The sequence below is a fragment of the uncultured Kocuria sp. genome (assembly GCF_947500125.1).
Taxonomy (GTDB): Bacteria; Actinomycetota; Actinomycetes; order Actinomycetales; family Micrococcaceae; genus Kocuria.
On the sequence record NZ_CANMRA010000037.1, the window covers coordinates 1 to 19,839 of the forward strand.

15 protein-coding genes are annotated in these 19,839 nt (G+C 68.3%); 6 read left to right on the forward strand and 9 right to left on the reverse strand.

The genetic code is table 11. The features are described from left to right. Positions 1–1,587 precede the first annotated feature (1,587 nt). The gene (locus tag Q0817_RS17530) at positions 1,588–2,829 is read left to right on the forward strand and encodes a heparan-alpha-glucosaminide N-acetyltransferase domain-containing protein (protein WP_298591205.1); all 1,242 of its coding nucleotides are present in this window, start codon (positions 1,588–1,590) and stop codon (positions 2,827–2,829) included. Positions 2,830–2,883: 54 nt separating this feature from the next. Here the strand turns inward: Q0817_RS17530 and Q0817_RS17535 are convergent, their stop codons facing one another. Then, positions 2,884–3,237: a hypothetical protein gene (locus tag Q0817_RS17535; RefSeq protein WP_298591207.1), complete on the reverse strand. Its 354-nt coding sequence runs from the start codon at positions 3,235–3,237 to the stop codon at positions 2,884–2,886. A 344-nt stretch (positions 3,238–3,581) separates the two neighbouring features. On the opposite strand from Q0817_RS17535, the gene Q0817_RS17540 reads away from it, so the two are divergent. Further along, a complete protein-coding gene (locus tag Q0817_RS17540; protein ID WP_298591209.1) occupies positions 3,582–4,811 on the forward strand; it encodes a heparan-alpha-glucosaminide N-acetyltransferase domain-containing protein in 1,230 nt (409 codons plus the stop codon). A 107-nt stretch (positions 4,812–4,918) separates the two neighbouring features. Here Q0817_RS17540 and Q0817_RS17545 read toward each other — a convergent pair whose 3' ends face one another. The 4 genes from Q0817_RS17545 to Q0817_RS17560 form a co-directional block, all read right to left on the reverse strand. Continuing rightward, positions 4,919–6,061, reverse strand: a complete 1,143-nt coding sequence (locus tag Q0817_RS17545; RefSeq protein ID WP_298591211.1) for a cell wall metabolism sensor histidine kinase WalK — start codon at positions 6,059–6,061, stop codon at positions 4,919–4,921. Further along, on the reverse strand, positions 6,058–6,771 hold the full coding sequence (locus Q0817_RS17550) for a response regulator transcription factor (RefSeq protein WP_298591212.1): 714 nt from the start codon (positions 6,769–6,771) through the stop codon (positions 6,058–6,060). Before Q0817_RS17550 ends, Q0817_RS17545 begins: the two co-directional genes overlap by 4 nt. A 412-nt stretch (positions 6,772–7,183) precedes the next feature. Then, positions 7,184–7,399: a hypothetical protein gene (locus Q0817_RS17555; RefSeq protein ID WP_095650769.1), complete on the reverse strand. Its 216-nt coding sequence runs from the start codon at positions 7,397–7,399 to the stop codon at positions 7,184–7,186. A gap of 51 nt (positions 7,400–7,450) precedes the next feature. Continuing rightward, positions 7,451–8,245: a cytochrome c oxidase assembly protein gene (locus tag Q0817_RS17560; RefSeq protein ID WP_298591215.1), complete on the reverse strand. Its 795-nt coding sequence runs from the start codon at positions 8,243–8,245 to the stop codon at positions 7,451–7,453. 96 nt (positions 8,246–8,341) lie between these two features. Here Q0817_RS17560 and Q0817_RS20115 point away from each other — a divergent pair, with 96 nt between their 5' ends. Further along, positions 8,342–8,548 (forward strand): transposase, encoded by a 207-nt coding sequence (locus tag Q0817_RS20115; protein ID WP_366139891.1) that lies wholly within the window; start codon positions 8,342–8,344, stop codon positions 8,546–8,548. Between the two features lie 546 nt (positions 8,549–9,094). Here the strand turns inward: Q0817_RS20115 and Q0817_RS17565 are convergent. The 3 genes from Q0817_RS17565 to Q0817_RS17575 form a co-directional block, all read right to left on the reverse strand. Further along, positions 9,095–10,369 (reverse strand): peptidoglycan DD-metalloendopeptidase family protein, encoded by a 1,275-nt coding sequence (locus Q0817_RS17565; protein WP_298591217.1) that lies wholly within the window; start codon positions 10,367–10,369, stop codon positions 9,095–9,097. Positions 10,370–11,055: 686 nt separating this feature from the next. Further along, on the reverse strand, positions 11,056–12,006 hold the full coding sequence (locus tag Q0817_RS17570; protein WP_298591219.1) for a M56 family metallopeptidase: 951 nt from the start codon (positions 12,004–12,006) through the stop codon (positions 11,056–11,058). Between the two features lie 6 nt (positions 12,007–12,012). After that, complete coding sequence (locus Q0817_RS17575; protein WP_298591221.1) at positions 12,013–12,399, reverse strand: BlaI/MecI/CopY family transcriptional regulator; 387 nt, start codon at positions 12,397–12,399, stop codon at positions 12,013–12,015. 108 nt (positions 12,400–12,507) lie between these two features. Between Q0817_RS17575 and Q0817_RS17580 the strand changes: the two genes are divergently transcribed. The 3 genes from Q0817_RS17580 to cydD are packed head-to-tail and all read left to right on the forward strand — an operon-like array spanning position 12,508 to position 18,639. Then, positions 12,508–14,091: a cytochrome ubiquinol oxidase subunit I gene (locus tag Q0817_RS17580; protein ID WP_298591224.1), complete on the forward strand. Its 1,584-nt coding sequence runs from the start codon at positions 12,508–12,510 to the stop codon at positions 14,089–14,091. A 28-nt stretch (positions 14,092–14,119) separates the two neighbouring features. Further along, entirely contained in the window at positions 14,120–15,214 is a 1,095-nt protein-coding gene (cydB, locus tag Q0817_RS17585; RefSeq protein ID WP_298591226.1) for a cytochrome d ubiquinol oxidase subunit II, read from the forward strand. Further along, complete coding sequence (gene cydD, locus Q0817_RS17590; protein ID WP_298591228.1) at positions 15,211–18,639, forward strand: thiol reductant ABC exporter subunit CydD; 3,429 nt, start codon at positions 15,211–15,213, stop codon at positions 18,637–18,639. The genes cydB and cydD overlap by 4 nt, the downstream gene beginning before the upstream one ends. Before the next feature lie 195 nt (positions 18,640–18,834). On the opposite strand, the gene Q0817_RS17595 is transcribed toward cydD, so the two are convergent. After that, on the reverse strand, positions 18,835–19,749 hold the full coding sequence (locus Q0817_RS17595; protein ID WP_298591230.1) for an MIP/aquaporin family protein: 915 nt from the start codon (positions 19,747–19,749) through the stop codon (positions 18,835–18,837). Positions 19,750–19,839: the final 90 nt, after the last annotated feature.

Genomic DNA, 19,839 nt, shown 5'->3' on the forward strand with positions numbered 1-19,839 from the left:
CGGACAGGGAGATCAGCTGTCCGCCCACGGGGAGATCACCTGACCGCCCACCGGGAAGTCCCGCTGACCGTTGACAGATGGGTTTTGGGGGCCACAAGGGGGAACAGGGGCAGGGGTGGTCTTGCGTGCGATCTCCGTTGGCCAGTCATTTCTTGACTGAATCTTCATGGTTGAAGGTTCAGGCCGCGAACGGGGCGGTGTAGCGTCGGAGCTCCGAGTAGGGGTAACAGGTGCCGGGGATGTTGCGGCGGCGGGGGTTGCGGGCTCCTCGAGGCAGGAGAATGTCGCGAGCCCGTGGCGGGTGAATCCGGCCGTCGGGAGTCACATCAGATAAGGCGCCGATCCAAGGAATCAGGCTGCTATGGACCCTGTCCAAGACAACACAACTCCCTCTGGTAAAGACCGGTCGGGGTGGCTCATTGGCATCGTTGTGGGCGCTCTTATGGCCCTCGTCTCGGCGGGTGGCATCTGGATATACACGGACTACCTGAAAATTCTTTGCAGCGGTCCTTCTGCCGAGGCATCGCCGGGCCGGCTCCTCTCTTTCTACTGCAGTTCGGTGTCTCCTCGCCCGGACCTCACGCTGTGGGCCATCATCTTGGGGTTGGTCATCGGGGTGCTCACGGCGGTAGTGATAGGTATCAGAGCGCGACGGTGACGTTGAGGACACCGGCCGGGGCGCGAGAGGGCGCCGTTGTCCGGGCGCAGAGGTGAACAGAATGGTTCGTGATTCTGACGCTGACCGCTGAGCCGTTCAGTTGAACCTATTCGCTCCGCGGCGGGCTCTCGGTTGCGGCAGTCCCTACTCAAGTGCGATGGACTGCATCCTGGCCTCGAAGGTGAGGTGCAACATGGGACTGCCCCGACTTCCGTTGAGTCAATGAGCTAGGGAAACCCGGGGCAGTCCCGTATCCGGGAGCGGGCGGCCCTGAGCTTCTAACTGGCCTCCCATGCGGTGCTGGCTCCGCGCATGTTGTCATGGGCCGAAGGGCGCCACGAATGTCGAGGGCCTTCTTCATTGGTTCCGGGGCCGATCGTTGAGCTTAAGTGAAGGGAGTGTGTAGCTTTCATCAAGCATGGTTTCCAGCGGACTCGGGCCCGGTCTTTGGGTTGTAGAAGACGCAGCTTTCCTTTTGGGAACCCTCAGTTCTCATCCGCCGGTGCTTCGGACAGTGTCTTGGGTCAGCGGTGTGAGGGTGCCCTGACTCAGCCCCGCCTGAAGCCGGGGCACCCATTTTTCAATGGAAGACGTGATGGCGGAAGCCGGCATCCACGAAGACGCCCAGGGGGACTCCACTCCGGCATCTTCCCTCCGCACGGGTTTAAAGACGGCAGCGGAAGGGTCGTCCCCGTGGGGACCCTTCTGCACGAGTCGCCGCGGTAGCCGAACCCACCTTCACAGGTAATTCTCAGACAGCGGATACCCCAGCTATATCCGCTCTTGCTCAAGTAAATCTTGTACCGGGCGCCGTGTCCCGGTCCGGCGGGCAGGGGGCCCGCCGGTGCAGCACAGGGGGACAGCTCGTCATGACAAATTTTCAAGGACACCCGGCGCGCAGCGCCCCGTGGACACAGGACGGTCCACGCTTGCCCACCACCCGCACGGGGGCAGGGGCTGCTGCGGCGAACGGTGCCAGCACCGCTGCCACCGGGTCGCGCAAGCGGCGCCTGGTCGGGGTGGACGCCGCCCGCGGGCTGGCGCTGATCGGAATGATCTCGATCCACATCATGCCCTCCTGGGACCCGGTGACCTTCGAGCCCACCGCGCAGTGGACGGTCTTCGCCGGGCGCTCCGCGGCCCTGTTCGCCCTACTGGCCGGGGTGGGCCTGGCCTTTTCCACCGGTGGCCGCACACCGCACACCGGGCGGGCGATGACCGCGGACCGGGTGGGAGTGGTGGTGCGCGCGGTGCTGATCGCGGGCCTGGGTCTGGCGATCAACGGGGTCATCCCTGGTGACACGATCGACGAGGTCCCGGCGGTGAACATCCTGATTTACTACGGGGTCTTCTTCCTGTTGGCGATCCCGTTCCTGTCCCTGTCCGCGCGGGCACTGTTCGCCTGGGCGGGGTGCTTCGCGGTGGCTGGTCCGGTGCTGATGCACGTGCTGCGGGAGATCCTGCCGGGCTTCGAGCGGCACAACCCGGTCCTGGGCGACCTGCTCACCGCCCCTGCCGCCACAGCGGCCCAGCTGCTGCTGACCGGGACCTTCCCCGCGCTGCCGTACCTGGCCTATCTGCTGGCCGGATTGGCGCTCGGGCGCCTGGACCTGGGGCAGACCCAGGTGCAGGCCCGGCTGGTGGTGGGCGGGGTGGCGCTGGCGGCCGCCGCGTGGGTGGTCTCCTGGGTGCTGATCCAGCAGGCCGGTGGTTTCGAGCAGCTGGTGGCCCGCACCCCGGGGCTGGACGAGGAGCTGGTCAACGACATCATCGTGTGGGGTCCTGAGCCGGCGCTGCCCACGACGACGTGGTGGTGGCTGGCGGTGGCCGGTCCATACACCAACACCCCGCCGGCCCTGCTGATGGGCCTGGGCTCGGCGGCGGCGGTGCTGGGCTTCTGCCTGCTGTTGGCCCGTGGGGCCGGGCGCTGGTTGCTGCCGTTGAGCGCGATGGGTTCGATGACGCTGACCGTGTACTCCGCCCACCTGCTGGGCTTGTCCGCAGAGGTGCACTACGACCAGCCCATGTGGTTCCTCATTCACGTCGGGGTGGGCCTGGTTTTCGCCCTGCTCTGGCACCAGGTGTTCGGACAAGGTCCCCTCGAGCGGGTCGTCGCCGGGATCGTGCGCGCCGTCCGTCGGCTCGTGCTGGGCCGGCAACCTCAGACCTGAGCCCCGGCTCCGCACCCGGGCTGTGCTCAGGGTCGCCGCGGTCCGAGGCGGGGCTCACGGAGCCGTTGACACCACGGGAGTGCCAGCGGGCAGGACCGGGTGCTCCGGTGGTGCTTCGCCGGTGGTGACGTGCAGATCCATCAGTGTGGAGCCTTCCAGCAACGGCAGCACTGTCCGCGCCAACAAGGCCAGGGCCGCGCTGTAGGTATTCGCCGGGGTCTCGGCCTCCAGCCGAAACCGCACGGACACCCCGGGGGCGCCCGTGCAGCGGACCACCCCGTGACACGAGGCGATGGACGCCCGCACCGCCGCGATCACCGGCTCCTGCGGCCGTTGGGTCGTGCGTACGGAGGCCTCCACGGCCCATTGGTTCGTTCCCCGTCCACCGGTCCGATTGGTCTCGCTCATTGGCCCCCGCCCCCTGCCCTGTCGGGAGCGGGCTGCTCCACGGGGTGCAACGATCCCCGTGGTCCCATCGTGGGGAGCGGAAGCCGCGCGCGGCAAACCCTGACCGTGCAGAAGATGCTTTTGCGGCCACTGTGACGCCCCGACCGGCGTCGGAAGCGCCCACCGACGGCGCCACTCCATCGGAATCTTGACGGAATCGTGAGGATCCCGCGAGGTGGGCGTCGAACGTGGACGAGACCCTGGAGTCAGATCGGCCCCGGATGCCCCGGGGCCATGGTTGCGGTCCTCTTCGGGGCCGCACACGTCGTCGGCCTCGCAGGGGGCCGGCTTGATCAGGGGGAGTCATGAGCGCGATGTCACGAGCGGAAAGAACCGATCCGGGGGGGCTCGACGATGCACTGATCCGGCCCACGCGCCGGCTGGTGGGGATCGACGCGGCGAGGGGGCTGGCGCTGGTCGGGTTGATGGCCATCCACATCCTGCCCTCCTGGAACGAGGAGACCGGGGAGGCCAGCTTCACTTGGCGGGTGTTCTCCGGGGACTCCGCAGCCCTGTTCGCCCTGCTGGCCGGGGTCGGACTGGCCCTGACCTCCGGCGGAAGCCACCCGCACGAGGGTAAGGCGATGACCGCCGACCGGATCGGGCTGGCGGTACGGGCCGTGCTGATTGCGGCTGTGGGGCTGTGGATCGGGACGCTGATGCCCGCAGACGCCCCGGCGGACAACATCTTGATCTACTACGGGGTGTTCTTCCTGCTGGCAATCCCCTTCCTGCACGCCGGGCCGAAGGCACTCTTCATCTCCGCGGCGGTTTTCGGGCTCGTGTCCCCGCTGCTGATGCAGGGCCTGCTCAACGAGCTACCCGCCTGGAGCAACTACAACCCCACCCTCACCACCGTCCTCACGGAGCCGGGGGCCACGGCCTCCCAGTTGCTGCTCACCGGGACCTACCCAGCCCTGCCGTACATGACGTATCTGCTGGTCGGCATGGGGCTGGGCCGGTTGAACCTGCGCAAGCAGGAGGTGCAGATCCGGCTACTGGTCATCGGTGTCGGGATCGCGATCTTCGCCCAGGCCACCTCCTACTTCCTGCTCTACGCCTTCGGCGGCTACCAGCGGCTGCTGGACGCCTCCTCGTTCGGTGAGGAGGAACTCGCCGAGGTCCTGATCTGGGGACCGGACTCCCTGCCCACCTCCACGGTGTGGTGGCTGGCGATCGCCACCCCACACACCAACACCCCACTGGCGATCGCGGCCAGCCTGGGCGTTGCCCTGGCCGTTCTCGGGGCCTTCCTGCTGATCGCCCGCAAGGCCGAGGCCTGGCTGCTGCCGCTGGCAGCGATGGGCGTCATGACTCTGACCTTGTACACCGCTCACCTGGTGGGCCTGTCCTTCGAGCTCCACTACGACCAGCCGAACCTGTGGTTCCTGATCCACGTGACGCTGGCGGCCTTGTTCGCGGTCGCCTGGTACCGCGCCCTGGGCCAGGGCCCGCTGGAGCGGGTAATCGGCCTCAGTGTGAAAGGCACCCGCCGGCTCGTGCTCGGCGGGACCACTGGGACCTCGCGCAGGTAGGTGCCTCTGCACCGCCGCAGGCCGTGCTCGTCACCAAGCTCCGAAGCTCTGGTGGCGGGCACGGCCCGCAGTCGTTTTCAAGCCTTAGGTCCGGGTGCTCCCAGTGTTCAGCCGGTGGGGCGACGGTAGGGCAGGTGGATCCGGAAGCTGGCGCCGCGACCGTGGCCGTCGCTGGTGGCCTCCAGGGTTCCGCCCTGGGCCTCGACCAGGGCCTTGCTGATCGCCAGACCCAGCCCCGAGCCGCCGCGGTGGGCCTCCCGGCCCGTGTGGGCGCGGTAGAAGCGCTCGAACACGTGCGGAAGATTGTCGTCGCTGATGCCCTCCCCGGTGTCGGTGACGGTATAGGTGACCGCCTCGGCGGTGTGGTCGGTGCGCAGGATGATGGTGCCCCCGGTCGGGGTGTGGCGCAGGGCGTTCTCCAGCAGATTGCTCAGCACCTGGCCCATCCGCTCCGGATCCAAGGGGATCGGGGTGACCTCCATACCGGTGCTCACGGAGGTGATCGACACACCCTTGCCCACGGCGTCAGGTTCGATGGCCGCGACCGCCTGGTCCGCCAGGTGCTGGGGGTCCTGGGGCGTGAGCTGCAGGCGGGTCATGCCCTCTTCGGCGGTGGTGAGCTGGCGGATGTCGCGGGCCAGGCGCTCCAGGCGGGTGATCTGGGCGTTGAGGATCCCGGTGGTGTGTTCGTCGAGTTCGACCACCCCGTCCTCAATGCCCTCCAGGTGGCCCTTGAGGCTGGCCAGCGGGGTGCGCATTTCGTGGGCCAGATCGGCCAGCATCTGGCGCCGTGTGGTGTCCACCGCACTGAGCTTGGCCGCCATCTCGTTGAAGGAGGAGGCCAGGGCGTCGAACTCCGGGCCCAGTTTGGTGGAGGTGACGCGCACGTCGTAGTTGCCCGCGGCCACCTCACCGGCGGCGGTGCTGAAAGAGGCCAGGGACCGCCCGATCGTGCGGTAAAGGTAGAAGGTGAGCATCCCGGCGATGTAGAGAGCCGGCAACCCGCCGATGGCCAGGGCCGTGAGACTCACCGAGCGGAAGGCGTCCTCCAGGTGCACCAGCCCGAGGGCCTCATCGGCGTGACCGGATTCGACGAGCTCGTGGTAGAACATGTTCGGCCCGACCAGCACCGCAGTCACGACCACGATGATCAACCCGATCAACAGCACCGCGGTCTGGGCCAGCATCAACCGCACCGTCAACGGGCTCCAGGACCAGCGCTGGGTGCGGCCGGAGACGGTGGTGCTCATCGTCCCGTGCCCATCCGGTAGCCGACACCGCGGATGGTGTGGATGAACCTCGGGTCGGCGGCCGTATCGGCGAGCTTCTTGCGGATCCGCCCGATGTGCACGTCCACCAGGTGTGCGTCCCCGGCCCAGTGCGTGTCCCAGACCATCTCCACCAGCTGCCGGCGCGAGAGCACCAGCTGCGGGTGGGCCGCCAGGGCGGCCAGCAGGTCGAACTCGATCCGGGTCAGCGCCACCGACTCCCCGCCCACGCGGACCTCCCGGGCGGCCTCGTCCACCACCAGGTCCCCGATCACCAGCTCCTGGGCCCGCCCCGCCGGCGCCGGGGCGGGGCGGGTGCGGGCCCGGCGCAGCATGGCCTGCACCCGGGCCACGAGCTCGCGCGGACTGAACGGCTTGGTCACGTAGTCGTCGGCTCCCACCGACAGGCCCACGATCTTGTCGATCTCGTCGTCGCGGGCGGTGAGCATCAGCACGTGGCAGTCGGAGAAGGTCCGCACCTGACGGCACACTTCTATCCCGTCGATCCCCGGCAGCCCCAGGTCGAGCACCAGCACGTCTGGGACGTACTCCCGCACCGCGGCGACCGCCTCCGTGCCGTCGTGGCGTACTTCGACGTCCATTCCGGCCTTGCGCAGATATTCCGCGACCAGTTCCGCCAGGTCGACCTCGTCGTCGACCACCAGAACACGCCCGGTGAGCGGATCCGTCATCTGTCCTCCCTGTCCTGATCGCTGTGCTGTGAGTGCTGTGAGTGCTGTGAGCCTCGGTGTCCCGGGTAGCCGTGCTGCCCGCGCGGGACCGGCGGTGCGGGTGGGGCAGTCGTGGACGGGTTCACCGGTGAGCTGGTGGTCGGTGTGGTTGATGCTCTCCTGCACCGTGAACCGTCACGGCTTCTCCGTCGTCTTCACAATCCGAGGATGCAACGGGTGGTCTGTATCAGCGGATCCGGGAGCTGCCGCAGCCGACAATCTGAGGCCGTCCTGGCTTACGGGGTCCGTGATGCGTAGGTCGCCCCGTCGACGGGCATGTCACGGGGCGGGCCACAGCCCCGTCGCGGGGGACGCGTTCCTCATCACCTGAGGCGGTCAGCCGCTAGCCCCCCCGCTGACATGATGCCCGGGGTCAGCGCGTGGGCTCGTTGTCGGCGAGGGAGGATGGACTGAAGGGGAGGGCGTCGCTCTCGCGTTGCTTGAGGTCCTTATACCAGCGTGCTGCGTCGTCCTGGGAAGCGGATTCGACGGCGCGCTCGGTGCGGTCGCCGCGGAAAATCGAACGCATGATCAGCCAGAAGATGACGCCGATGCAGATGGACGGCAGCACAGCCGCGAAGTACTCCATGGATGTATTCTCCCCTAGGGATCTGGACGGACGCTGGCGCCGGGTGTGTACTCAGCTCGGTGCATGGGTGTCTGTCAGGGGTATTCCACGGGGGCGGGTGGCGGTGTACCACTGGGCGCAGAAAACAACGATCAAGGTGACGTCCACGGCGTCCCCACCGTAATACATGATCTGCGCCCCGATTCGCGCGTCGGCGAAGTCAACGCCGGCGGGCGGATGGCCGTAAAGCCACTTGGCCACGATCGAATGGGCTGTGAGAAACCCAATGAGCGCTGCGGTCCGCAGGCCGAAGGAGCTCCGGTGCGGGTTCGGGTCAATCCCCACCATCGCGGCGGTGAAAAGATAGCCGGCCAGGAAGACGTGGGCGTGGACGAGCGCATACAACCACACCGAGGTGTGCATCATGCTGTACAGATCGGTGGTGTAAAGCGCCCACAGGCCCCCGACGTTGAGCACCACCGCGACCACCGGATGGGTCAGAGCCCGCACGAAAGCGGTGCGCAGGGCCCGGGAGAGCGCGCGGGCCTGAACCACAGGCAAAGCACGCAGAGCAAGAGTGACCGGGGCACTGAGCACCAGACACAGTGGCGCGACCATGCCCAAGAGCAGGTGCCCGACCATGTGGGCGGGAAAGCTCGTGCGGGCGGCTTCAGCGATCGGGCCCACCACCGCGGCTCCAGCACAGAAGAGCCCGGTGTACCACAGCACGGCGCGGTGGATCGGCCACCGCCCCCGGTGGCGGGACGCCCACCATCCCGCGGCGTAGCCGACCGCTCCCAGACCGAACGCCAGGGCTGTGACGTATCCGAACAAAGTCCAACCGAACATGCCGTGGTCGTGACTCATCGCGATTATCGTACATCTGTTTTCAAGACCTGGTCGGTTGTTGATTGCCCTCGTCCGGCTGGCTGCCCATTTCTGTATGGCCACGATGAAGCCGCAGTGGATGATCGACTGTGGGAGCTGATCGCCCCGCTCATCCCGCTCCTAACGCCGCCGCGAGGTCCCGGTAGGCGGCCGTGGATCGATGACTGGGCCGCTGTGGAGGGCATCTTGTTCGTGCTGCATACCTCGGTGTCGGTGGCGGACCTGCCACCGGCTCTGGGGCGCGGGTCCGGACACACCGCCTGGTTGCCTGTGCGCGTGTGATAGGCGGCCGGGGTTTGAGAGAAGCCCCACCGGGCCGTGCTCGAGGAGCTCTCCGAGGAGCAGATCCTCGACTGGACAGGGGCCAGCATCGACTCGGTGTCGGTACGAACCCAAAAAGGGGAGCGAGCTGACCGGCCCGAACTCCACCGACCACGCGAACCCGGGCTCCAAGTACTACCTGTTCACTGACCGCAACGGCCTGCCCCTGCACGTTCACGCCCCGGCCGCCAACACCCACGACTGTCTCTTCGAACTCCTGATGGTGGCCACCTCCGGTGTGCGCGATCGGTGCGGACGTCCCGGGCAGCCACGGCGCCGCCCAGGCATCAAAGTGCGTGTTACCCGCCGTGGGATCGAGGCCAAAACTCATCTGGATCGACACGGCTTGGTGGTCGAGCGCCCCATCTTCGGGGTCTTGCGTTTCAAACGCCTCGGAATCCGCTACGACCGCATCGTCGGCACCCTGGTCCTCTGCCCTGCTCGGCCTCCCGCTCATCAACGTTCGCCGACTGCGCCAGGTGACCAAGTTGTGAGATCAGGTGCACCTCAGCGTGCCTGCACTGCACCGGTGGCCGGCGAGGTGCCGGCATCCCGATTTCCCCGGGCAGGGGCCGTGATCCCTGCCGGAGCGCTCGGCTCGCCAGTCTCGGGGGTTGGTTTGCCGGACGCCACTCGTGCCGGGCGTATGGGCCCCTCTTCCTTGTCATTGAGGATGCCGTCCCCGTCAATGTCCGGGTCTCCTTCATTGAGCAGGCCGTCCCCATCCATGTCCGGATCAACCTCATCGACGAACTTATCGCCGTCGAGGTTGTCGTCAGCCTCGTTGCCGATGCCGTCCCCGTCGAGGTCGGTGTCTTCAATGTCGAGGATGCCGTCGCGATCGGTGTCCCGTCTGGTGTCCGGAACCCGGGGCGCCCCCCCGGGCAGGAGATCCTTCTCTTTCCCAGTGCCCGCGGACGGTGGCGGCGCGGATGGTGGCGGCGCGGGTTTGGGCGGTGCCGGTTTGGGGGGTGCCGGCTTGGACGGTGCCGTTAGGGGCCCGGGCGGGGTCGCAGCAGGTGCTGGTTTGGCGGGCTTTACCGGCTTGGTCTGGGAGGCCGTGGGCTTTTGCGCTGCTGGCGGTGCAGGAGTCGGTGTGGGGCTGGGTTTTGCAGGAGCGGAAGGCTCGGCCGTGGGCTGTGGCTCCTTCGTGACCTTCTTGGTCGCAACGGCCTTCTGCTCGGCAGCCTTCCTTTGGGCGGCCTTCTTCTGATCGACTGCCTCTTCGCCTGAGGCGGCCTTTTTCTTGGCGGCGGTCTCGTCCTCCGGGAGAGCCGGCACGGGCACCTCCAAGGAGTATTTGCTGCGGGAGGCGGGAATGACGCGGAGGCCGTCGACCCAGTCGAAGGACTGGGGGTCCACGGCCTGCCCGTCGACCCAGGTCTCGAGGTGCAGGTTTGGTCCCGTGACCCGGGTTCCGGTGGCACCGACGGAACCGAGCTGCTCGGACGCGGTCAGCCGGTCACCGGTGGCCACCCTGACGTCCTGGAGGTGGTTGTAGGTGGTTCTCAGTCCGTCCGCGTGGGTGACCTCCACACGGTTGCCGCCCCAGACGTCCCAGAACACGGCCGTCACCTCGCCCTCGGCGGCCGCCACGACCGGCAGCCCTGCGGCGGCGGAAACGTCGGTGCCGTTGTGGAACTCGCGGTCGCCGCGATCGGGGGCGATCCGCCACCCGAAGGTGCCCCCGCTCAGGACGGTCCCGGGAGTGGTGGGGGCGATGAGGGTGTTGACGGGAAGCTCGCCCGAGTACAGCCTCGGTGCGTGCCGCCCCGGGCGCACCGTCGAGGCCGCGTTCCGGTCGCCGTCGCCCGGGCCGGTGCCTTGGCGCCAGGACCCGTTGCCCGTGGCGCCGTCACGGACGGGCGAGGTGGAACGGTTCTGCCGCAGCGGTGCCGCCGGGGGGTGCTGCCGCTCCTGACCTGACGCGAAGAGGCTCCACCCGCTGTCCGACCGCTCCGAGGACGTCGAGGATCCCGCCGACGCCCCGAAGGCAGCCCCTCGTTCTTCGCCGGCCCCCGGAGTGACGCCCGAGCTGACGGCCACGCTCAGCGCCACGAGGGCCGAGAACGCGGCGAGGGCGCTCACCGGCGAGGAGGCGCGGTGACGGAGGTCGGGCTTGGCAGGGCGGCGAGAGGAGTCGCGGGGCATGATGGTGTTTCCCCCCAGGACGTCGCAGACAGCGACGGAAAGATCGAGCAACGGACCGCAGGCAGCAAACATTGGTGTGCGCGTAGGAGCACGGACAATCCTCCTGAGAATATGTCTTCGCTCCCGTTAATGCGGCGTCGTGCGGGGACGCAACGCTGTATGACGCGCAGAGCTGCCGCCCTCCGGTTCGAGGTTCCTGGTTCGGTGGCGGCGCAGTGGCGCTGAGGTACCTCACGGGACGCGGTAGATACCGATGTCAGGGCGCCCTGTCGTGGGTCAGATGTTGCCGTGGCAGCCAGGGTGGTTCGCGCCTGTGGTCAGTTGAGCAGATTGGTGAGGCCGGGGGCGAGCAACAAGATGGTGGGCACGGAGATGAGCGCAGCGGCTGCGCCGATGACTGTTGCCTTTTGCCCCGTCGGCAGAGGTGTGGCCTCCAGCCGCAGGATGCGCTGACGGGCGTCCTCGGCAGGGGGCGCGCCCGTCCAGGTGCTCTGGAAGCGGTGCGAGGGGGCAGCAAATCCACCGGCGCTGACGAGGACGACGGCTCGGGCGAGGGTGCGGTCGTCGACGCTCCGGCGGGCGCGGTCGTCGGCGAGCATCTCGACGAGGAGCCCGACTTCGCGGTGGGCGCGGTCGGCGATGGGGAACCAGGGCAGGGAAGCCTTCCAGGCGCGGAACAGCATCAGCACGATGTCATGGCGTTGGGTGGCATGTGCCTTCTCGTGCTCGATCACCGCGTCCAGCTCGTTTTCATCGAGCAGTGACAGCAGTCCGGCAGAGAGGACGGTCATCGTGGTGAACGCCCCGGGGAGGCAGTAGGCGATCGGGGCGGGGTTGTCGAGGAGCCGGGTGCCGGGGGCCTCGGGCAGCGGTGTGCTCAGGAGCAGGACCAGCTGGGCATGGCGCCGACGATCGTGTTCGGCGCGCACAATCGTGACGATCAGGTTCAGCAGCAGATGCCCGCCGAGCAGAATTGCTCCGGACAGCGCGAGGATGTGCATCGGGCCTGCGGGGCCCCATGGCTGATCTCCCAAGAAGCTGGCGGCGAAGCTGATGCCGCCCGTGACCAAGTCCGGCCCAAAAGGGGTCAGGCCGAAGGTGAGCAAGGCCCCGAGCATCGACAGCCCGCCGGCCAGGGCGACGGCCTGCCAGAGCACCAGTGCGGTGGCGGGGGCGCAGGTCGGCCACTTGGCGTGCGAGAGAAGGATTGGGACGGGCCAGGCCAGGGCGAGGGCAAATGCTGCGAGGGCGATCGAGGCGCTGATCACGTGGACTCAGTGGTCGTCGAGGAGGCGCCGCAGCGTTTGTGCTTCCTCGGAACTGACGCCCCCGACGAAGCGTTCGAGTACGGCGGCCCGGTCGTTGGCTGTTCCGAGGACCTCGTGCATGAGGGAGGCCATGTGCTCCTCCCGGGAGGCTGCGGCTAAGTAGCGGTGGGGGCGGAAGGTGCGTTCCCGTGTGACGAAGCCTTTGCGCTCCAGGCGGGACAGGACGGTGAGCACGGTGGTGGCGGCGCGGGGGCGGCCGCTGTCGGTGGCTAGGGGGAGCTGGTCCTGAAGGTCGTAAGCCGACAGGGGGGTGTCCGCCTGCCAGAGGATCTCCATGATGGATCGCTCCAGGTCACCTAAGGAGGTTGCACGTTTCGATTCGTTGGTTGCCACCGGCTGATTCTAGCGGACCGACCCACGTGTTCTACAGTGGTGTAGAAGTACTTCTACGACTCGTAGAAGTACTTCTACACCACTGTAAACTGGCTTGGGGGACAACCCATGGATCCGTTGGAGATCGCCCGGTGGCAGTTCGGGATCACCACCGTCTACCACTTCGTGATGGTCCCGCTCACGCTCGGGCTGGGTCTGCTGGTGGCGCTCATGCAGACGATGTGGGTGCGTACCGGCAACGGGCGTTGGCTGCGGATGACGAAGTTCTGGGGCAAGCTCTATCTGATCAACTTCATCATGGGCGTGGCCACCGGATTGGTGCAGGAGTTCCAGTTCGGGATGGCCTGGAGCGAGTACTCCCGCTTCGTCGGCGATGTCTTCGGGGCACCGTTGGCGATGGAGGGCCTGCTCGCCTTCTTCTTCGAGTCCACCTTCCTGGGCCTGTGGATCTTCGGCTGGGACCGCCTGCCCAAGAAGTTGCACCTCGCCTCGCTGTGGACGGCGGTGCTGGGCTCGGTGGTCTCGGCGTTCTTCATCATCGTGGCCAACTCCTGGATGCAGCACCCGGTGGGCGTGGAGATGGTGGACGGCCGCCCGGTGATGAACGACGTGTGGGCGGTGCTGACCAATAACACGGCCCTGGTGGCCTACTCCCACACTCTGGCCGGAGCGGTGGCAGTGGGCGCGGCGTTTCTGATCGGGGTTTCCTGGTATCAGCTGTGGCAGCGCCGCCGGGACAACATCGACACCGTCGACGACTCCGGTGCCGTGGTTGTGGGGGAGCGGGCCGATATTCCCGGGCGGGACCGGGTCGACCACGGCGTGTGGCTGTCCAGCCTGCGCATCGGTGCGGTGGTCGCCGCCGTCGCCTTCGCCGGGGTCGCCGCCACCGGGGACCTGCAGGGCAAGCTCATGTTCGAGCAGCAGCCGCTGAAGATGGCCGCCGCTGAGGCGGCCTGCCACGATGGCACCAGCTTTTCGGTGCTGGCGGTGGGCCCGCTGGGAGCCCAGGACTGTGACCAGGTGACCAACGTCATCGAGATCCCGGGCCTGTTGTCGTTTCTGGCCCACGGGGACTTCGACACCGAAGTCAAGGGCGTGAACACCCTCATCCCACAGTACGAGGCCGCCTACGGCACCCACCTGCCTGAGGACCCCATGTACGGCGAACGGGCCGGCCAGAAGATCGACTACCTGCCCCTGATGGAGGTCACCTACTGGGGGTTCCGCCTGATGATCGGTTTCGGCATGCTCGCCGCCGGCTTCGCCGCGCTGACGCTGTGGCTCACCCGGAAGGGCACCGTCCCGGCTTCCAAGCCCTTGATGTGGGTGGCGGTGGCCTCCATCCTGGCACCCTTCGGGGCCAACATTGCCGGGTGGGTGTTCACCGAGATGGGGCGGCAACCGTTCGTGGTCGTCCCGAATCCCAACCCCAGTGGTGTGGACGGGGTGTACATGTACACCGCCGCTGCCGTTTCTCCAGGGGTCGGCGGAGAAGAAATGATCTTCTCCCTGGTCGCCCTCGGGCTGATCTACGCGGGGCTGCTGGTGGTGGAGACGATGCTGCTGGTGCGCTACGTGCGCGGCGGGGTCGTCTCGGCCATGCCTGAGCTCGCCCATCACGACGATGACCCCGCCCATCCCGAGGGCATGACCAGTCGGCGCGATGACGTGCTGGCCTTCGCCTACTGAGCCCGACGACCACAGAACGGTCTGTGACATGGAACTGCTTCCCACTCTCTGGTTCATCGCCATCGTGGTGCTGTGGACCGGGTTCATCCTCCTGGACGGCTTCGACCTGGGCGTGGGGATGCTCATGCTCATCAGTACCCGCGATGAGCGCCAGCGCCGGCAGATGCTCAATACCATCGGCCCGGTGTGGGACGGCAACGAGGTGTGGCTGATCACCGCAGCCGCCGGGCTCTTCGCCGCCTTCCCCGACTGGTACGCCTCCTTGTTCTCTGCCCTGTACGTCCCCTTCGTGTTCGTTCTGGTCGGGCTGATTTTCCGGGCGGTGTCCATCGAGTACCGCGGTAAGGTCCACAGCGACCGGTGGCGGCGGTGGGTGGACCGGGCCCTGGGGACGGGGTCGTTTCTGGTCGCCTTCGGGCTCGGTGCTGCCTTGGCTTTGACCACTACGGGCCTGCCGCTGAACGCTAATGGCGACCGCGTCGGCGGGGCCTTCGCCTGGTTCACGCCCTACGCGCTGCTCGGTGGGCTGGCGCTGGTCGGGTTCTGCCTCGTGCACGCCGCGGCCTTCCTGGGACTGAAGACCGAGGGCCCGGTCCGGGTGCGTGCCCGCCGGTTCCTCCTCCGTTTCGGTCCGGCCGCGCTGGTGCCGCTCACCGTGTGGGTGTTGGCCGTTCAAGTGCTCCACGACACGGCCTGGACCTGGCCCCTGGTCGGTGCTGCGGTCGTCGCCGCGCTCTTCGGATGGACCAGCGCCCGCCTGGGCCGGGAAGGCCGCGCCTTCGCCGGCTCCGCCGCACTGCTGTTCTGCGGCCTCACCTCAATTTTCGCCAACGTCTACCCCGTGGTCCTGCCCTCCACGATCGACCCCGCCCACCACCTGACGGTGGCCAACGCCGCCAGCAGCGACTACACCCTGGGGGTCATGACCGTCGTGGCGGCCATCGGCTTGCCCTCGGTGATGCTCGCTCAAAGCTGGAGCTATTGGGTGTTCCGCCGGCGCCTGACCACCGGCCATCTTCCCGCCCCCCACCCCGTCCTTCCCGCCGTTGCCCCAAGCCGCGCCGCGGGTACCCGACGTGAGGGTGTGCCGGGGACGGGCGCGGAGGGGAACCAGCAGGCATGAAACGTCCTCCGCTAGGCCCCGGTGGTGCTGCCACAGTCTTCACCCTCGGCCTCCTCGGAGCGCTCAAGGCTCTGGCTCTGATCGGCATGGCCGAAGCCCTGGCCCGCGGCATCGTCGGGGTCATCGCTCATGACACGGCGGCCTGGCAACGGGCTCTGCTGGTCGGGGTCGGTGCCGGGCTGCTGCGTGCCGCAACCACCTGGGCCACCCAGGTCGTCGCCGTCCGCGCCGCCGGTCGGGCGAAGCGAGGGCTGCGCCGAGAACTCGCCACCCGCCTCCTGGCCGGGTGCGGCCACGACGTCGGCGCCACGACCACTGTGGGCACCATCGGCCTCGACGCCCTCGACGACTACTACGCGCGCGTGCTGCCCTCGGTCACCGCCGCCACCACCGTGCCTCTGCTGGTCGGGGCGCGGATCCTGGCCGCCGACCGGGTCAGCGCCCTCATCATCGTGCTCACCGTGCCCCTGATTCCGGTGTTCATGGCACTGATCGGGCTGCACTCCCAGGACAAGGCTGAGGAGTCCTCCGCCGCCCTTCAACGACTCTCCCACCACCTGGTCGAACTCGCCCGTGGACTGCCCGTCCTCGTGGGCCTGGGACGGATCGAGGAGCAGGCTGCGGCGCTGCGCGATGTCTCCGAGCAGCACCGGCACACAACCATGGTGACCCTGCGCACCGCGTTCCTCTCCGCGCTCGTGCTCGAGCTGATCGCCACGCTCTCGGTCGCCGTCGTGGCGGTGTTCGTCGGCGTGCGCCTCGTCTACGGTGACCTCGACCTCCTGGTGGGACTCATTGCCCTCATCCTCGCCCCCGAATGCTTCGCCCCCTTCCGCGACCTCGGCGCAGCCTTCCACGCCTCCCAGGACGGCATGGCAGCCTTGCACCGCTCCCGTGAGATCGTCGCCGAGCCCCCGGCCCCCGACATCCGCAGACCGACGCCACCGGAATCGAACCCCGGCACGATCGTTCTTCAGTCGGACATCCCGGCGGAGCAGGCACCCATGGTGCGGATCAGCGGCGTGGTCGTGCGCTACCCAGGACGGCCCTCCCCGGCCATACCCGGTCTCGACGCCGAGATCCCTTACGGAACCATCACCAGCGTCGAAGGCCCCAGCGGCAGCGGAAAATCCACCCTGCTCGGCGTTCTCGCCGGAACCATCGAAGCCCAAGAAGGAACCATCTACGGGCTCGACCCCGCCGCGGTGGCGTGGGTGCCTCAGCGCGTCCATACCGTCGGTGAGACCGTCCTCGAGGAGATCCTGCTCTACGCCCACGACACCGCCTCCGCACACCACGCCCTCGCACGGGTCGGACTCACCGAGGTGGCCGGGGCGGACCCGAACCAACTCAGCCCCGGGGAATTGCGCCGCCTTGGCCTCGCCCGGGGTCTGGCCCGCCTCACCGCCGGGGCCCGGCTGCTGCTCCTCGACGAGCCCACCGCCCACCTCGATCCCACCAACGCGCACCGGGTCGAAACCCTCATCGAGGCCCTGCGCGGCACCACCACCGTGATCCTGGCCTCCCACGAAACCGAGATCACCGCCCTCGCCGACCAGAAAGTGCTCCTGGGGCAGCCCGCCAGCCCCCGCGGCGAGGGCGAACACCGCCGGCCAGGAACCACCCCCCTGGATGAGCAGCAGGCCCCCGATCGCCAGGGCGGGGCGCTCACTTCTTCGCCCGTCGAGACCTCCGGTGGTGCATTGGGCGAGCTCGCGGCGTTCCTCGCCTCCACTCGCTGGCGCATGCTGGGGGCGGCGGCCCTGGGTACGGCCGCAGCACTGTTCGCCGCCGCCCTCACCACGCTGTCGGGCTGGCTGATCGTACGCGCCAGCGAGCAACCGGGAATCATGTACCTGATGGTCGCCATCGTCGGCGTCCGCTTCTTCGGCATCGGCCGCGCCGTGCTGCGCTACGCCGAGCGACTGGCCACCCACGACGCCGTCCTGTCCGCCACCACCGAGCTCAGGTTCCGGATCTGGGCCGGGCTGGCCGCCCGAGGCCTGGCCTCCCGGGCCCTGGCCACCGGTGGGGCGGCGCTGGAGCACTTGGTCGACGCCGCCGACCGGGTCCGCGACCTGGCCCCGCGGGTCCTGCTGCCACCGATGGCTGGGGTCGGCACCGCCCTGGGGGCTGTCGTGGCCGTCATGGCCCTGTGCCCCAGCGCGGTGCCCACGCTACTGGTCGCCGTCCTCGGCGGGCTGTTCGCCGGGCCCGTCGCGGCGCTGCTGGCCGATCGCTCGGCGGCCCGCCACCTCACCGTCGTGCGCTCCAGGGTGATCCGCCGCTTCGCCGCGATGGTCGCCGCCTCCGACGAGCTGCGCGCCAACGATCGAGCCAAGGACATGCTCGCCCGGCTGGACGACCTCGAGCAGCGCGCGGACACGTCGACCCGCTCCAGTGCCTGGGCGCGGGGCCTGGGCGAGGCCGTCGTGGTGCTGGCCTGCTCCCTTTCCTCCGTGCTGATGCTGGCAACCACCGCCGAAGCCCTGGCGGCGGGCACGATTTCCGCACCGGTCGTCGCCGCACTCGTGCTGCTGCCTCTGGGCCTGATCGATCCGCTGCTCGGCGTGGTCGATGCGGTACAGCAGTGGCCCGCGCTGGCCCAGTCGCTGCGCAAGGTCCATGCCGTCACCTCCACAACCACCCGCCACGAGCGACCGCAGCCCCCCGCCGGGCTGGTTCCGGCTCAGGTCCAAGAGCTGACGCTGGCCGACATGGCCGTCACCTGGCCGCATGCGCCGGCCCCGGCATTCCGCCACCTCCAGGCCACCGTGCGCCGCGGCCAGTGGCTCGTCGTTGAAGGTCCCTCCGGCTCAGGCAAGTCCACCCTGCTGGCGACCCTGCTCGGCCACTTGCCCGCTGCGGAGGGCTCATGGCAGGTCAACGGCTGCGACAGCACCACCTTCGACGCCCGGCAGCTGCGGCGGTGCTTCGCCTGGTGCCCCCAGGAGGCGCACCTGTTCGACTCCACCATCCGCGGCAACCTCCTGCTCGCCCGGGGGAAAGACGATCGGCCCACCGATGAGGACATGTACGAGGTCCTCACCCGTGTGGGCCTGGGCCCCTTCCTGGACAGCCTTCCCCGGGGCTTGGACACACCAGTCGGGCCCAGCGGCGGGGAGCTCTCCGGGGGGCAACGTCAACGCGTCGCCGTGGCCAGGGCACTGCTCACCCGCGCCGACGTCATGCTCCTCGACGAACCCACCGCTCACCTCGACGCACCCGCTGCCCACTCGCTGATCTCCGACCTGCGCTCAGCACTGTCCGACCGCATCGTCGTGCTCGTGACCCACCACGCCGAACAACGTGCTGGAGCAGACGTCCACCTCCGCCTACCAGGGGTGCACCAGCACCGCCCACCGCAACCCAGGGACCATGCGCAGGCCAGAAACGGCGACCGGTCACTGACGCGTGTTCTCTGACCGCCCCGCCAACGCAGACGATCTCCCAAGACATCACAGCCCCAGATGGGATACACCTCTCCCGGGGACTCCGCGCGACCTGTCCTCAGCCGCCGACGCTCGGCCGGCCTGCGCTGGCGCGGGTTGATCCAGATGGCTCCAGCGGGACGTCATGGTGCATAGAACCGTCCCGTCACGAGACACTGCTCGATTCCCTCACACTTCCGGGGCGCTGGAAGTGTCGGTGCTGTTGTTCGCTGTGGCGTCTTCCGTGGATGGCGCAGTGGCGGGGCGGGGTGCGCGGCCCAAATCCACCACACGGTAGATGAGACCCGCCACCAAACCCCCCAGCAACGGGGCGACCCAGAACAGCCACAACTGGGACAGGCTCTGTGCGCCACCGATGGCCGCGGTGCCGGTGGAGCGAGCCGGATTCAGCGATCCGCCGTCGAACGGCGCCAGGATGGTGAGCAGGAACGCGAAGGTCGCCCCGATCGACACCGGGGCCAATACCGCGTTGGCCCGTGGGGCGGTTGAACCCAGAACCACGAGGACGAACAAGGTGCTCGCCACGAACTCAATCAGAAGCACGGTGGGCCAGCCGGCTTGGGACGTGGAGTTCTCCCCGTAGCCGTTGGCCACCGCCCCCAGAGCCTGGGCGGTGGTTGCAGCATCGATCAGTGTCATCAGCACCGCCCACAGCAACCCCACCGCGGCCAGGGCCCCCAGCACCTGGGCCACCACGTAACCGATGGCGACCTTGGGCGAAGTGCGCCCGGCCACGACCGCCGCCAGGGTCACGGCAGGATTGAAATGACCCCCGGAGACATGCCCGAAAGCCACCAGCACCGCCAGCAGCCCCAGCCCGAAACCCAGTGCTGAATCGATGACCTGGGTGGCGAAAATCCCGGTGCCCACCCCGGCGAAAATCAGCACGGTAGTGCCCGCGAACTCCGCCGCCCACCGGGCACCGGTGGAGGGAGCCGGGGACACCTCGTGGGTGCCGGAATCTTTGCGCACCGCTTTCGGAACCGGAGCCACCAAATCCTGAAAGTCGAGGGCGGCCGTTCCAGCAGCACGGGCGGGCGCTGTGGATCCCGCAGCAGCATGTTGTGCGGTGTTGTCGGTCATAGGGGTTCTCCTGAACGTTGTATCGACACGGCAGTGCCAGAAGGGCAGGCCAGTAAGTCTAGGCGCCGGGCGCCGCTGCAATAGGACCAC